This is a genomic window from Pseudomonadota bacterium (assembly GCA_026388255.1).
In the GTDB taxonomy this organism is placed as follows: Bacteria; Desulfobacterota; Syntrophorhabdia; order Syntrophorhabdales; family Syntrophorhabdaceae; genus JAPLKB01.
The window spans coordinates 207526-221542 of sequence record JAPLKC010000089.1; the positions used below are offsets into that span (position 1 = coordinate 207526).

The window sequence follows — 14017 nt, forward strand, 5'->3', positions numbered from 1 at the left end:
TCATACAAACCTTTCGTTCCCTCTGGATATTGCAATCTTTCCTTCACCGTCAAGCTTTTTAGCTGTCATTGCAATCCTTACTTGTGCTTGCTCGACATCCGACAGTCTTACGGGCCCCATTGACTCCAGATCTTCTTTCAGCATGGCGGCAGCCCTCTCAGACATGTTTACAAATATTTTCTCCTTTAAGTTATCGGATGCGCCTTTCAGGGCAATTGACAGGTCTTCCGACGATATCTCTTTTAAAATAAACTGAATACCCTTGTCATCAAGCTGAATAAGGTCTTCAAAGGTAAACATTAATTGCTTGATTTTATCTGCAAGTTCAGGGTTCGATTCTTCAATCCTGCCCAGAAGCTCGCTTTCCAGCGTCTTGTCCATCTGATTGAGGATATTTGCCACCACATCTACTCCACCGAGTTGTCTCCCCTCTGCAAATCCCACAGATTCTAATTGCTCCCGCAAAACGCTTTCAATTTCAAGCAGAACCTGCTTGTCTACTCTCTCCAGGTGTGCCATTCTCATCATAACTTCGCTCTGTATCTTTTCCGGAAGTACGGCTATCGCTTCACATGCCTTCTTTGAATTCAATATTGACAAAATAAGGGCAACTGTTTGTGGGTGCTCCCCTCTTATGGTATTTGCAAGTACTCTGGGGTCGCAGGTTCTTAGAAATTCACCGGGAACTCCGCCTTTAGATTCCATGGACTCAATATACATTTCTGCTTTTTCATCACCAAGGCTTTTCTTTACAAGGGACTTGAACTTTTTCCCACCGTCCACCACCGCGCTGGTTTTATCAAGTTTTTTTATAAACTCATCGTGAACCAGTCTTACAATATCGTCCGGGACAGACTTCAATTTGGCTATTTCCTGCCCGATCGCTGAAATTTCCTCTTCATCAAGTTCTTTAATTACTTCTTGTGAAAGTTCTTCATCCATAGTTAAAAGCAGTATTGCTGCTTTCCTCAATCCGTTTATGTCGGCAAGGTTCATAATTATGCCCCTTCCTTGACCCATTCCTTAATGATAGATTTGACAAGGTCCTTGTCCTTTAGTGCGCTGACAAGGGCAGGGTGTGGCTTGGCAGCACCTAATACTGCTTCCGTGTTTTCAGCTATTGCACCTCCGCCGCCTCCTATATACACATCTTTTATGCCTTTGACCTGCTTCTTCGGTATTGATCCACCCCTGCTTAATAAACCGATAACCGGCCTTACCACAAAAAAGAATATTGATATAAAGATGACTATATAAAAGACATATTTGCCTATATTATACATCAATTCCTTTCTTTCGGCCTTCTCAAGAAGCCCCTTTTCATCGGCAAGGGCTTCTACCTCAAAAGGCATATTTAAAACCTCTATCTTATCACCCCTCGCTTCATCGTAACCGACTGCCCGAACAACAAGATTTTTTATATCATTCAATTCTTTCTGTGACCTGGGGATATATTTCAATTCTTCCCCTTTTTGCCCTTTCACCCTTTCATACTTACCGTCAACCACTATTGCAAGAGACATCTTCTTGATATTGCCGAAGGGTTCTATAATTTTGCTTATAGTTTTACTCACTTCAAATGTAGTATGTGTCTCTTCTCTTTCCGATTCATTTTCCCTTACGGGCGCTTCTTGTTTTTCCTTGCCTGCGTCTTTTTTTGTCAAATTCTGTACGTTTGATGCAACCCCCGGCACCCCACCAGCCTTCGCCGATTTACCGGCGATTTTTTCCCTGCTCTTCTTTTCTACGGTTCTAACAGTTTTTTCCGGGTTATACTCTTCTTCAACCTTTTCCACCTTTCTCAGGTTAAGCTCCACGCTTGCCCTTACTACAGACTTGCTTGCAGATAAAAATTTGTCGAGCATTGACTGTATGGATTCTTCAACCTTTCTTTCCAGGTTTTTTTGCAGTTCATACTGCTGTGTGCTGACAACAAAGGGAGAACTTGCATCTCCGCCTTTATAAAGGATCTTTCCTGAAGAGTCTATCAATGCAATATTTTCAGGTTTGAGATTCTCAATACTGCCTGCAACAAGCTGAACAATACCCATGGTTTGATCCTTTGATAGAATTTTTCCGGGTTTAAGCTTTAAAAATACCGAAGCAGTAACATCCTTCTCCCTGTCGGTAAAAAGCGTCTTTTCCGGGATGGCAATGTGAACACGCGATGCCTTCACTTCAGGCATCTGATTGATCGTTCTCGATAACTCTCCCTGAACCGCCCTTTTATAATTAATGTTCTGCATAAATTCAGTCATTCCGTAGTTTGTCTTATCGAAGAGCTCAAATCCGATTCCGCTGCCTCCGGGCAGCGCATTCTGTGATGAAAGCAAGAGTCTCACATCGTACACCTTATCTTTCGCTACATATATGCTTGTTCCACCAAGCCCCAGTTTATAAGAAACTTTCTGCTCTTTTAATTTTGTTACGATCATTGATGCATCTTCGGTAGAAAGACCTGAGAATAGGGTCTGATAATTTTCTTTCTGAATTAAGGATAGCCCAAGAACAGAACCGCCGATCATAGCTACAAAAAGAAATAAATAGATATAGAGCTTGTTTTTCGGGGTAGCTTTTATATAATTTTTCGCATTGTTTAAAAGCAACTCTGCCGCCGCCATGATTAAACCTGCATTCTCATAATCTCTTCATAGGCACTTATAATCTTATTTCTTATCTGCATCATCATCTGGAAGTTCAGGTCAGCCTTTTCGAAGGCAATCATTGTATTGTGAATATCCTGAGTTTCCATTTTTGCAAGCTTTTGAACTTCGTTATCTGCTTCTTTTTCCAATTCACCTACTTTATTTATAGAATCTTTAAGAACGTCCACAAATGATGCCGTTCCTTTAACCTTTGTAGCACCGGTGTTTTCGGTAAAGCTGGGTAGGTTTAACGTTTCAATCTTCATTTATGCCTCCTACTTACCTATTTCAAGCGTTTTTATGAACATCTCTTTTGTCGTGTTAACAACATTGATATTCGCTTCGTATGCCCTCGTAGCCGATATCATGTCTGCCATTTCTTCCATAAGGTTCACGTTGGGAAATGTTACATACCCTTCTTTATCCGCATCGGGATGACTGGGATCATAAACCTTTTCAAAAGGTTTATTACTTGTGGCAATTTCATCAACCTTCACCCCGTTAACCCTTTCTGAGAGTATTTTGTCAAACTCTCTTGCTTCGGAAACCTCAGTTGCCCTGAATATGGCCTCCTTCTTCATATAAGGCCCACCTTCCTCCGTTCTGGTTGTATGTATATTGGCAAGGTTTGCAGCAATTACCTCCATCCTTGTCCTCTGGGCTTTCAAACCTGAAGCACTGATTTTTAAAATATCAAGAATACCCATATTACCCCCTTCCTCTAAGACAGTTCTGAGTTAAAATAAAACTGAGATTTATTGTATAGTAAGTTAATTGTCTTGTATATAGCTCAACACTTGTTTTCATTTTACCTTCTTCCCTCATTAATCATATATCTCATCATTGAAAACTTTTTTGTAATAACCTGAACAAGAGAGTTGTACATCATGCTGTTTTCCGTCATCTTTACCATCTGATTTTCAAAATTCACCGTGTTGCCGTCCATGCCGTTAATGCCTTCGTCTCCTGCTTTTTCTTTAACTTCAATATCTTTCTGGCTGATTGCCTTTTTTTGAATCTCCTCAAAAAAATCAATATCTTTTTCCTTATAATTCGGAGTATCAGCATTTGCTATGTTCCCTGCAAGAACTTTGTGATAATAAGACCTGATTGTCAGCGCTCTTTCAATAAGATTTACGACATCCATGGTTACTCCCTGTCAGGGATATTAAATCCCATATCTCTGTACTCTTTTATTTTGTTTCTCAATGTCCTTACTGTTATACCAAGCATTAAAGCAGCTTTTGTCCTGTTGCCTTTATAAGATTTTAGAGCATCAAGAATAAGATTCATCTCCATTTCCTTTACAGAACCTTGGGGGGTGTTTTTTATAAATGCCATTTCCTGCAAATGTGTCAATTTAATAACAGAATAATTCGAGAGGATACATGCCCTGGCAATATTGTTTTCCAGCTCTCTCACGTTTCCCTTCCAGTTATTCTCCATTAAAAATGTCATCGCTTCCTCGTTGATTCGTATATCCATGCCCTTAGAATATTTACGCAAGAAATATGCCACAAGCTCCGGAATGTCCTCTTTTCTTTCCCTAAGAGGCGGCACGACTATAGGAAACACATTAAGCCTGTAATAAAGATCTTCCCGGAACTTACCTTCCTCGACCAGTTTATTTATATTTCTGTTCGTTGTGGCAATAACCTTCACGTCAACTTTTTTGGGATACTTTGAGCCGACAACCTCTATCTCTCTCTCCTGCAAAACCCTTAATAATTTTGCCTGAAGCCTGAAATCCATTTCTGTAACCTCATCAAGCAATATCGTTCCCTTATCCGCAATCTCAAATTTACCCATTTTTTTTGAAAAAGCACCGGTAAAAGCCCCCTTTTCGTAGCCAAAAAGCTCACTCTCAAGTAGGTTTTCCGGTAATGCCGCACAATTGACCGGCACAAAAACATTTTTTGACCTTTCGCTGTTTTCATGAATATACCGGGCAACAAGTTCTTTTCCTACACCGCTTTCACCAAGCACAAACACAGTGGTATCGGACTTTGCCACCCTTTCTGCTTTAAGGAAAACGTCGCGCATTATCCTTGAAGAGTATATAATCTTTCCACCGTTCACGCCAAGCGCACGTTTTACAACGCTATAAAGTGTTTCAGTATTAAAAGGCTTTTGGATGTAATCAAAAGCGCCTTCTTTTATTACGCTAACAGCATCCTGGATCGTCCCATATGCTGTCACAAGTATCACCGGCAGTAGAGGGTGCTCCTCTCTTATATGTTTTAAAAGGTCGATGCCATTCATATGCGGCATTTTTACATCTGTTATGATAATGTCAAAAATGCGTTTTTTGATTTCATCAATTGCCCTCATCCCATCTTCCGCAAAAGAAACAGCATATCCTGCCTTTGACAGGGATTCCTTCATGGCAACCCTCATATGATAATCATCATCAACAATAAGCACGTTCGTCTTCAAGTCTTATCCTTCGGGATAAAAATATAAAAAGATGCACCGGAACCCTCTGTGGATTCCACCTCAATATAACCACCATGGGCTTTTATAATGTTATAGACAATATATAATCCCAGACCGACGCCTTTATCTTTCGTAGTAAAAAAGGGGTTAAAAATATTTTTTCTTATCTCTTCACTCATCCCGATACCGTTATCGCTAATTACGACTACAACGTATCTCCCCTCTTCCTTTATCTCTATCCTGATAAAACCCTTTGCTGTAACAGCTTCTATGGCATTACTGATAAAATTCATAATCACGAGTTTCATCATGTCCGGATCAAAATATGAGAGGCCTTCATAACATGCGTTAAAATGAACGCCTATATCCCGACTCATAATGGAAACACTCATAAAATCAAGGGTATCCTTAACAATTTCGCTGATTTTTTCCGGCCTTAATACAAGGGTCTTTGGCCTTGTATAGGAAAGTATGTTGTTAATGATCCTGTCAATCGTTTTAACCCCGAACTGCACATAATCTATATATTTCTTCCTTTCTTTTGTTTTTAGTTTTCCATTTGAGAGCATTGAAAGAAACAGTTCCATGCTTCCGAGAGGGTTTTTTATCTCATGGGCAATCCTTGCGGCCATTTCACCCATAGCCAGCAATCTTTCATCCCTTTCGAGCCTTTCTTTCATCTTTTCAAACTCCGTTACGTCTTCAAATACAATGACTTCTTTCCCTTCAAATCCATTCGTTAATACCTCTTTTTTCCACCTGTAATAACCTTTACCGTTTTTTATTTCACCGGCCTTTTGGTCACCATTGTTCAAACCACATAAGAATTTCTCCGAACCCAGCATTTCTGCTTTCCTGTTCGAAAAAGATACAGACTTTCTATCAATTACAACAACCCCAACAGGCAGTGAATCGAGGATATTGTGGAGATATTCCTTTGCATTTTCCAACTCCCTGTTTTTCTCTTCTACTTCCTGTTTTAAAAGCCCTATCCGGCTTTCAAGCATACTATAGTAATTGATTATTGAATCGGATGCCTTTGAAAATTCTTGAAATGCATTTTGAAGTAAGTTCGTTTCCAACGCTGGCATGACTTATTTGAATGCAAGATATGTACCAATGATGGATGATAAGCAGTAGATATTGTATTGTAAATTCTGAATAGCAAAAATGATATTAATTCAGGACATTTAACCTTAAAACATGAGTTGTGAACAGTGAACCACTTTTTGTCATTATTTTGACATAAGTGGGAAAATTATTCCATCTTGAGACGTTTCATCTTTTCAATAAGGGTGGTTCTATTCATGCTGAGCATCTGGGCCGCCCTGCTTTTAACCCCTTTTGTTTCCTGGAGTGCCTTCGCAATTATATCCTTCTCAAATTCGGAGACAAGCGTATCATACCCTTTCTGAATATCCATCTGCACGGTCTCGCCTTTTATGTTCCAAAATTTTTCCGGTAGATCTTCTATGTCTATGCAGCCTTTCTTTTTTAAGACTACAATCCTTTCAATGATATTTTGGAGCTCCCGCACGTTTCCGGGATATTCATAATTCATTAAAATATCCATATACTTCTTCTGAAAATCCTTCAATACCTGCACAGTTTATAATATTTGATTTTTCAAGAAAATAATTGAGCAAAAGAGGTATGTCCTGCCTCCTTTCCCTTAAAGGCGGTATATGTATAGGAACAACGCTCAACCGATAATACAGATCTTCCCGGAACTTGCCTTCCTTCACAAGCTCCTCCAAATTTCTGTTGGTAGCCGCAATAATCCTTAAATCAACCTTAATTGTTTTTGAACCGCCTATTCTTTCAAATGTTCTTTCCTGAAGTACCCGCAGCAACTTTACCTGTAGATTGAAGCTCATGTCACCAATCTCATCGAGAAAAATGGAACCTCCGTGGGCAAGCTCAAACCTCCCGTATCTCGTATTCACAGCGCCTGTAAAGGCACCTTTTTCATATCCAAAAAGCTCGCTTTCAAGCAATGTCTCCGGTATGGCGCCGCAATTTACAACAACAAGAGGGTTATCCTTTTTGGAGGAATTATAGTGTATAGCCTTCGCAACAAGCTCTTTCCCAACGCCACTTTCACCGGTAACCATAACGGTTGCGCCTGTATCTGCAACTTTTTCTATAAGCTCAAACACCTTCTGCATCCCGAAGCTAATCCCTATAATATTTTCAAATTTGTATTTGTCTTTAAGACAACTCCTTAGTATTGTATTTTCCCGTATTATTTTACTTTCCGAGAATCGTCTCAAAAGGTTTGCCTTTAAAGTCAGTCCTTTCGGAATGTTCTCATTCTTCAAAAGCTTATAATAATAGATGGCAGAATTGACTGTGGTTAGAATATCTTCAAAATTAAAGGGTTTCAGGATATAGTCAAAAGCTCCTAATCTCATAGCGCTTATAGCAGTCTCAAGGCTTCCGTAACCCGTCATGACGATACCGAGAGTATCGAGGTATTCCTTCTGAATATAATTTATTAACTGAAGCCCATCTATCTTAGGCATTGAAAGATCGGTAATTAAAACATGGTAATTATTATTCTTCAGGGCAGATAATGCCTGTTTACTTTCTAAAAAAGGGTCTACGGTATAATCGCTGCTTCGTAAAAACTCGGTCAGCATCAACAGGATGCTTTCTTCGTCCTCTACAACAATTATTTTACCTTTATCCATATTATTTCCTGACTTTTCCAAAATAAACTTATTTCAAAAACTAAAACATAAGGTTTTCCTTTCTTATTATATACCTTTTTATGCCTGAAAAAAAATAGAATTCCACGGGCTTGCCCGTGGTGTTGTTAACACACACGGTTTGTATAAATAACAGAAACATTCACCCGCGTTTACAAACGTGCTACTCTGCATAGAAATCTGCCCGGCACGCATAGCGTGCGGAGAAGTGGAGGCCGGGGTACCCCCCTTGCGGGTCGAGCTTGGCTGACGGAGGGGACAACCGGGCACCCGCTTGCTCTGTTTTCATTTTAATAAACAAGAGCATATTAACTTTTTTCTAAAAATACCGATAAAGGAATTAAGGAGTATGAAAATGGATTTAAAAATAGTTAAAGAAATAGTTAAAACTTTAATGGAGAGCAGGTTTTATTTTTCCCTGAATCTGAAAGAAAGACATGATTTAGTAAAATATCTACTTTCTGATATTGCGCCTTCCTTTTAGATTGCCCTGAGTGCCCTGCACTTTATATGGATATGTTTCTCCTATCCATTTTAAAGCCTCCACCCTTTAAACGTTTTGCCTGTGTTTTCATCTTTGATGCAATTTCCGTAATCTCTCCATAATGGACAAAATGTCCATATTTATTACTTGCACTGCCGATAGAAACCGTCATAAAGGAAAATATTTTAATATTGCCCTGTCTGTCTCTCGATTGGATACAACTTTTTTCTCTGTCTTCCGGATCATAAAATGTCTGAATTATTCTGTTAAAGGCACCAACGATCTCTGCTGATGTTTCTTCAACAATATCTTCGTTCATTATATATATGAAATCATCTCCGCCTATATGTCCCACAAAGCTATTTTGAGCTTGTTTATTTTTCACGATATTCAGGATCAGCCGTCCCACTACTTTTATAACCTCATCTCCCCGACTGAATCCGTATTTGTCGTTAAAAGGTTTAAAGTGATCAATATCCAGATAGGCAAGGGCGAAGATCTCATTTGCATCAAGCCTGTCCTGTATCTGCTTATTAATCGAAATATTTCCCGGAAGCCTTGTCAAAGGGTTGATTTCTACAACCCTCTCTGACCTTATAATGCAAAGCTCAACCCTCGGCAAGATTTCTCTTTCAAGATCTGACATTCTTACATAGTCTTCAACAAAAAAAGAGTTCCATTTCGGGATATCTGTATTTTCAGGTAAAATAGCAAGAATAGGTAATTGACTGAACATAGGATCCCCCTTCAAATTGCTTAAAATATCAATAGCCGTAGTATCACTTGAGCCAATTTCAATAATGGCCAGAGCGGGTATGGAATTATATATATAGTCAAGCGCAGATGCAATTCCTTTGAATATGATCACATTATATAAAGGATTCAGATTTTTGATAATAATATTTGTCAGTACCGTATCTCCGGAAACTATAATAATCGTTTTCATCTTCATATTATCATTCGAGAATTGATGTGCCTACTTCCTCTATTGAATCATCCATTTCTTTAAATATATCCTTCAAGTCAGATTCGGTCATGCTAAGGCTTTCCCATATAGCAGGGTTAATAACCGGAACCATATTGTCACCTGCAAAACCGAAACCCCTTGCCCGGACAAGTATATCTGAGAGGTAAACTATAGCCGTCTCGACAGGAGCGATTCTTGACAAATGAGGCTTATGGTGGCACCGAATCACTTCTATAAGGTTTCCTGGAAATCTCCACTTCTGAGTCATCCAGGTTCCTGCATCTGCATGTGTAATGGCAAAAACATTCTCCTCTGCCTCTGAAATAACAATGCCCTTGTCCTCAGCCTCCTTCGTTGCATATTCATAATGTTCATAGAATTGCAGGATTAGGACAACCTTGCCAATGTCATGGAGCAAACCTGCGATAGAAACCTCCTCCGGTTCTTTTAAGCCTTTTTTCTTTGCTATCAGTCTGGAGGCAATAGCACATCCCATGGAATGTTCCCAGAGCCCAACCATAGATTTCTGCATGAGTTCAAAGACAGAAACGCCGAGCAATAAACCCTTTACGACATTTAATCCAAGGAGGATTACTGCCTGGCTTACAGACGATATTCTGCCGGGGAAACCATATATCGGCGAATTTACCATCTTTAAAACCTTTGTGGTGAGAACCGGGTCATTTGATATAAAATTACCAATCTCATTAAGGGATACCTTTTGATTCTCAAGCACTTTTAAAAGATTCTTTAAAGCTCCGGGAATTGTCGGCAGTGTATCAATGTTTTCAACTTTAAAACGAATCAGTTTTTTATCAAGCTCATTCATAAAGTCCTTCTATGTGCTCCTTCAGCACTCTTTTCAACATATCCATATATGGCTCATGTTCTACTTTTTCAAATCTTTTATATAATTCCAACAGCGCTTCTTCCTTTGGCTTTTCCGGTTTTGACAAGCCTTTCACATAAACACCATCAACATCCATATTTTTTAATTTCTCTATTGTGGCCTCAGTTAGCTCAGTATCTTCGCTTAATAAAACCATGCCGCTTTCATTAAGAACCGGCCTTGTAATCTTCATTCCAGGCTCAAGCTCATTTAAGGGGGTCTTCGGCAATTTTACTCCTCTGTTATGTTTATTTTAAGAAACCTTCAATACTGTGGAATTCTTCTTATTAATATATCGGTAAGTCTAACAAAAATTTAAGGAAAATCAACATATAATTAAATATATTATAATACACCACATATCTGATGGAAAATTCCATGTTAAATTTATGACACATAGCATATACTCACGGATTTGCCCCTGGGCATCCGCCTCAAGAGCAACACAAGCGGGGTACACCAGTGCTCTTTTCCTGCTAAAAACCCGGCATCATTTTTAGGCATGAGAAATGCATATAAATAATTGCATGTCAAATTTTAAAAACATACAGGGATTGCTCCCTTTACAGACGATTATAATTGGAAATAATGAAAACAAGACATCGAACAATCATAGTTACAATAATATCAATTTTGAACAGCTCTTAACTGCATCATTAAGGCAACTTTACAGTAAAGATATCAACTTCACAAAGAGCACTACAAATGAACCAACACCTGTTTTAGATTCTTTACAAACACTCACCCTCGATGATAATGCAAAGTTCAAAGAAGGCCTGAAAACTGTCTTCAAACATGAAGGATCAAGTCTTGTAAAAGAAGATGGGGGAGGGAGAGAATCTTCAAAGTACGGCATTATCGAATCAACAGCTAAAGAATACGGTTATAAAGGAAATATAAGGAGCATGACAATGGCAGACGCTGAAACAATTTACAGAAAAATCTGGGATAAGTCCGGTGCAGGGTCTTTGCCTTACCCCTTAAGTGTTGTGCATTTTGACACCTATGTAAACAGCCCGTCAATGGCTAGAAAAATTCTTCGACAATCAGGCGGGAATGTAAATGCATACTTAGGATTGAGACTTGAACGTTATAACCGGCTGGCTCAACTAAGACCGGAAAGATATGGAAAATACTTAAATGGATGGACAAACCGGGTCAAGAATCTGAAGGTCCTGGCAAGCACCTCTTTCAACAAACAAAATGAATATATCAGTAAAAAAATATAATATTCAATGTTTAGCTTCCTGATCATTCTCTTACAGACACTTTCCCGTTACTTTGCCCATATAATAACCTTTTCGTTTCTCCGGACATCACAAAAATAAATCATGCTAATCAGGTTCAGATAACGGCAAAAATATATTGAATGTGCTGCCGTTGCCTACTTCAGAATCCACATTTATAAACCCGCCATGATTTTTTACAATGGAGTAACAAACTGCCAACCCCAGGCCCATCCCCTTCTGCGATCCCATCTCTTTAGTGCTAAAATAGGGATCGAAGACCTTCAATATATCATCTGCTGCAATACCTACGCCATGATCCTCTATAGAAATCTTCACGTACTTACCCTCTTTCTGAGGGACATTGTCTTTTGATGTAAGGGCAACATTTTCGATAAATATGTTAATATCTCCTCCATCAGGCATAGATTCCCTGGCATTGGCAACGATATTGGAAATTACCTGTTTTATCTGGCTTTCATCCACCATAAGGAGGGGCACATCCTCGGGAACATAATACTTGCATTGTATGTCAGGAGAATCCTTCAGAACATGCTTTGCTGTCTTCCTGATAAGCCCTTCGACAGACAAGGGTTGCAGCAAAGGTGTACCACCTTTTGAAAAGGTGATTAATTTTTTCGTCAGGTCGCTTGCATTTTTTAATACCATCTCAGCCTTATCGAGCAAACTAAACGGCTTACTCAAAGGATCTATCAACATCTTTGCAAAGGACATGTAGCCAAGGATTGCCCCGAGCATATTGTTGAAATCATGAGCAATACCTCCCGCAAGAATACCTATGGATTCAAGCTTCTTAGTCCTGTAAGACTCTTCCTCCGTCTTTTTCTGCTCCGTAATGTCCTCAAGGAAACCTTCTAAGCGCTGGAGTGTTCCGTTTTCATCCCATAAAGCGCGTGCGCTCTGCGACACCCATATAACACTTCCGTCTGCCCGGTAACACTGTGCTTCATGATTAATCATTCTATCTTCCCTAAATATCATGTCAATAAACTGTAAACGTGCCTCCGGGTCAACATACATCTGCCTGCCGATATCTGTAATCGTTTCAATTAGTACTTCAGGTGAACTATAACCAAAAATACGGGCAAATGCCGGGTTTACATCAATAAAAGTTCCCTCTAACGTTGTCTGGAAAATGCCCTCCACCGCATTCTCAAAGATATTTCTGTATTTTGCCTCAGCTTGTTTCAAAGCCTCTTCTGTTCTTTTCCTGTCTGTAATATCATGTATTGTTTCAATACCCCCTATGATATTTCCATTAGAATCATAAAACGCCGAAGCTGTTGCAATGAAATACGCCTCACGACCGTTCAGGTTTTCCACATGTGCTTCAACTGCAAGCTGCTCTTTATTCCTTTTAAGTTTTTTATACTGACTCTCCAACTCATGATCAGGAAGAAAGAATATGTCTAAAAGTACCGGTCTTCTCTCACCGTAAAACGGTATGGCATATTCATAATCTCCTTTGCCCAGCATATTCTCTGCTTTAATCCCGGTTGTTATCTCCATGGCATGGTTCCAGGCTATCACCTTCCCTTTCCCATCAATAACCATAGTAGCGTCAGGAAGAAAATTGATGATATCATTAAAACGCCTCACTGATTCATTAAGCTCCTTTTCTGCCTTTTTACGTTCTTCAATCTCATGCCGGAGTTCTTCATTGATTGCTTTAAGATCTGCCGTCCTTTTGTTTACACGCTCCTCAAGTTCATCTTTAGTCTTCTGCAAGATCTCTTGGGATCGTCTCCTGGCGGTAATATCGCGTATCGATTCTATGGCTCCGACCAGTGTTCCACTATAGCTGTAAAGCGGCGATGCCTTCACCCAAAGAAATACATCCTTCCTTTCAGCTAATACAGGGATATGCACTTCTGCAAATATTGCATCTCCATCCCTTTCTATGTTTTGATAACGTGATTCAATATCTTCGTTATGCAGCACTCCAAAAACATCTGCCAATACCGGTCTGCGTTCACCATAGAAAGGGATCGCATATGCATAATCCCCCTTTCCGATAATATCCGCCTTTTTTATACCTGTCATCTTCTCAATCGCCCTGTTCCAGGCTATGACCTTTTTATCATTGTTAATAATAAAGGTTGCGTCAGGTAAAAATTCGATAATATCAGTAATCTGCTGGTTTACCGTATATTGCCCTGGTTTTAATTCTGCAATGTTTTTGCGTAATTCGCCCAATTGGCTGGTAGTCCGTTGTTTTTTCTTACGTTGGTCTTCTTTCATTATTTAATTATCAAAAAATTCTTATATACCTTTAATCTGTCATAATTTTCAAGAATACTTTCCGCCATGGAGGGCCTTCTGTTCTATATGCAAAATATCTGCCATAACATCTGAAAGTCTCGTTTTTTAATGAAAATATCTTCATTTAACGGTCTTGAAAGCAGCTTCCTGGGATCATTTATTATATTGTTTATATCTGACTTCATATTAATGAACTACCCCGCAGCAGAGCTGAAATGTATCAGCGGAATGAGGATCATGATTGTTCCTCCTCACGCTATCCTCTCCCACGAGTGGCGAGGGAATATGGTTACCCCGATATCTTTGCTGTACGAACCGTCTTCGCTTATAAAAACATAACTGCGTAAATAAACATCGCTTTTTTACATTTCAAAGG

At 39.3% G+C, this 14017-nt stretch carries 16 protein-coding genes; 3 read left to right on the plus strand and 13 right to left on the minus strand.

The features are described from left to right. The 9 genes from fliG to NT178_13420 all read right to left on the minus strand — a co-directional run bounded on the left by fliG (window position 1) and on the right by NT178_13420 (window position 7774). The gene (gene fliG, locus NT178_13380; protein MCX5813516.1) at window positions 1-996 is read right to left on the minus strand and encodes a flagellar motor switch protein FliG; all 996 of its coding nucleotides are present in this window, start codon (window positions 994-996) and stop codon (window positions 1-3) included. A 2-nt stretch (window positions 997-998) separates the two neighbouring features. Then, a complete protein-coding gene (fliF, locus tag NT178_13385; GenBank protein MCX5813517.1) occupies window positions 999-2621 on the minus strand; it encodes a flagellar basal-body MS-ring/collar protein FliF in 1623 nt (540 codons plus the stop codon). A gap of 2 nt (window positions 2622-2623) precedes the next feature. Continuing rightward, window positions 2624-2911, minus strand: a complete 288-nt coding sequence (gene fliE / locus NT178_13390) for a flagellar hook-basal body complex protein FliE (protein MCX5813518.1) — start codon at window positions 2909-2911, stop codon at window positions 2624-2626. Between the two features lie 9 nt (window positions 2912-2920). Then, window positions 2921-3352, minus strand: coding sequence for a flagellar basal body rod protein FlgC (gene flgC / locus NT178_13395; protein ID MCX5813519.1), 432 nt, complete (start codon window positions 3350-3352; stop codon window positions 2921-2923). 101 nt (window positions 3353-3453) lie between these two features. After that, the gene (flgB, locus tag NT178_13400) at window positions 3454-3792 is read right to left on the minus strand and encodes a flagellar basal body rod protein FlgB (GenBank protein MCX5813520.1); all 339 of its coding nucleotides are present in this window, start codon (window positions 3790-3792) and stop codon (window positions 3454-3456) included. Window positions 3793-3794: 2 nt separating this feature from the next. Further along, window positions 3795-5081, minus strand: a complete 1287-nt coding sequence (locus NT178_13405; protein ID MCX5813521.1) for a sigma-54 dependent transcriptional regulator — start codon at window positions 5079-5081, stop codon at window positions 3795-3797. Next, window positions 5078-6172, minus strand: a complete 1095-nt coding sequence (locus tag NT178_13410) for an ATP-binding protein (GenBank protein MCX5813522.1) — start codon at window positions 6170-6172, stop codon at window positions 5078-5080. The genes NT178_13405 and NT178_13410 overlap by 4 nt, the downstream gene beginning before the upstream one ends. Before the next feature lie 167 nt (window positions 6173-6339). Next, window positions 6340-6642 (minus strand): hypothetical protein, encoded by a 303-nt coding sequence (locus tag NT178_13415; GenBank protein MCX5813523.1) that lies wholly within the window; start codon window positions 6640-6642, stop codon window positions 6340-6342. Next, a complete protein-coding gene (locus tag NT178_13420) occupies window positions 6632-7774 on the minus strand; it encodes a sigma-54 dependent transcriptional regulator (GenBank protein MCX5813524.1) in 1143 nt (380 codons plus the stop codon). The genes NT178_13415 and NT178_13420 overlap by 11 nt, the downstream gene beginning before the upstream one ends. Before the next feature lie 373 nt (window positions 7775-8147). Here NT178_13420 and NT178_13425 point away from each other — a divergent pair, with 373 nt between their 5' ends. Next, window positions 8148-8276, plus strand: a complete 129-nt coding sequence (locus NT178_13425) for a hypothetical protein (protein MCX5813525.1) — start codon at window positions 8148-8150, stop codon at window positions 8274-8276. A gap of 22 nt (window positions 8277-8298) precedes the next feature. Here the strand turns inward: NT178_13425 and NT178_13430 are convergent, their stop codons facing one another. The 3 genes from NT178_13430 to NT178_13440 form a co-directional block, all read right to left on the minus strand. Next, window positions 8299-8922: a GGDEF domain-containing protein gene (locus tag NT178_13430; GenBank protein ID MCX5813526.1), complete on the minus strand. Its 624-nt coding sequence runs from the start codon at window positions 8920-8922 to the stop codon at window positions 8299-8301. 310 nt (window positions 8923-9232) lie between these two features. Then, complete coding sequence (locus NT178_13435) at window positions 9233-10072, minus strand: HDOD domain-containing protein (protein MCX5813527.1); 840 nt, start codon at window positions 10070-10072, stop codon at window positions 9233-9235. Continuing rightward, window positions 10065-10325: a hypothetical protein gene (locus NT178_13440; GenBank protein ID MCX5813528.1), complete on the minus strand. Its 261-nt coding sequence runs from the start codon at window positions 10323-10325 to the stop codon at window positions 10065-10067. The genes NT178_13435 and NT178_13440 overlap by 8 nt, the downstream gene beginning before the upstream one ends. Before the next feature lie 316 nt (window positions 10326-10641). Between NT178_13440 and NT178_13445 the strand changes: the two genes are divergently transcribed. Continuing rightward, window positions 10642-11361, plus strand: a complete 720-nt coding sequence (locus NT178_13445; GenBank protein ID MCX5813529.1) for a hypothetical protein — start codon at window positions 10642-10644, stop codon at window positions 11359-11361. A gap of 105 nt (window positions 11362-11466) precedes the next feature. Here NT178_13445 and NT178_13450 read toward each other — a convergent pair whose 3' ends face one another. After that, on the minus strand, window positions 11467-13620 hold the full coding sequence (locus NT178_13450; protein ID MCX5813530.1) for a PAS domain S-box protein: 2154 nt from the start codon (window positions 13618-13620) through the stop codon (window positions 11467-11469). A 129-nt stretch (window positions 13621-13749) separates the two neighbouring features. Here NT178_13450 and NT178_13455 point away from each other — a divergent pair, with 129 nt between their 5' ends. Then, window positions 13750-13980: a hypothetical protein gene (locus tag NT178_13455; GenBank protein ID MCX5813531.1), complete on the plus strand. Its 231-nt coding sequence runs from the start codon at window positions 13750-13752 to the stop codon at window positions 13978-13980. The last annotated feature ends 37 nt before the right edge of the window (window positions 13981-14017 follow it).

Bases quoted from the DNA above. Each gene is read 5' to 3' on its own strand.
- fliG (MCX5813516.1), bottom strand. From the start codon at position 996: ATGAACCTTGCCGACATAAACGGATTGAGGAAAGCAGCAATACTGCTT.
- fliF (MCX5813517.1), bottom strand. From the start codon at position 2,621: ATGGCGGCGGCAGAGTTGCTTTTAAACAATGCGAAAAATTATATAAAA.
- fliE (MCX5813518.1), bottom strand. From the start codon at position 2,911: ATGAAGATTGAAACGTTAAACCTACCCAGCTTTACCGAAAACACCGGT.
- flgC (MCX5813519.1), bottom strand. From the start codon at position 3,352: ATGGGTATTCTTGATATTTTAAAAATCAGTGCTTCAGGTTTGAAAGCC.
- flgB (MCX5813520.1), bottom strand. From the start codon at position 3,792: ATGGATGTCGTAAATCTTATTGAAAGAGCGCTGACAATCAGGTCTTAT.
- NT178_13410 (MCX5813522.1), bottom strand. From the start codon at position 6,172: ATGCCAGCGTTGGAAACGAACTTACTTCAAAATGCATTTCAAGAATTT.
- NT178_13415 (MCX5813523.1), bottom strand. From the start codon at position 6,642: ATGAATTATGAATATCCCGGAAACGTGCGGGAGCTCCAAAATATCATT.
- NT178_13420 (MCX5813524.1), bottom strand. From the start codon at position 7,774: ATGGATAAAGGTAAAATAATTGTTGTAGAGGACGAAGAAAGCATCCTG.
- NT178_13425 (MCX5813525.1), top strand. From the start codon at position 8,148: ATGGATTTAAAAATAGTTAAAGAAATAGTTAAAACTTTAATGGAGAGC.
- NT178_13430 (MCX5813526.1), bottom strand. From the start codon at position 8,922: ATGTCAGATCTTGAAAGAGAAATCTTGCCGAGGGTTGAGCTTTGCATT.
- NT178_13435 (MCX5813527.1), bottom strand. From the start codon at position 10,072: ATGAATGAGCTTGATAAAAAACTGATTCGTTTTAAAGTTGAAAACATT.
- NT178_13440 (MCX5813528.1), bottom strand. From the start codon at position 10,325: ATGAAGATTACAAGGCCGGTTCTTAATGAAAGCGGCATGGTTTTATTA.
- NT178_13445 (MCX5813529.1), top strand. From the start codon at position 10,642: ATGCATATAAATAATTGCATGTCAAATTTTAAAAACATACAGGGATTG.
- NT178_13450 (MCX5813530.1), bottom strand. From the start codon at position 13,620: ATGAAAGAAGACCAACGTAAGAAAAAACAACGGACTACCAGCCAATTG.
- NT178_13455 (MCX5813531.1), top strand. From the start codon at position 13,750: ATGAAAATATCTTCATTTAACGGTCTTGAAAGCAGCTTCCTGGGATCA.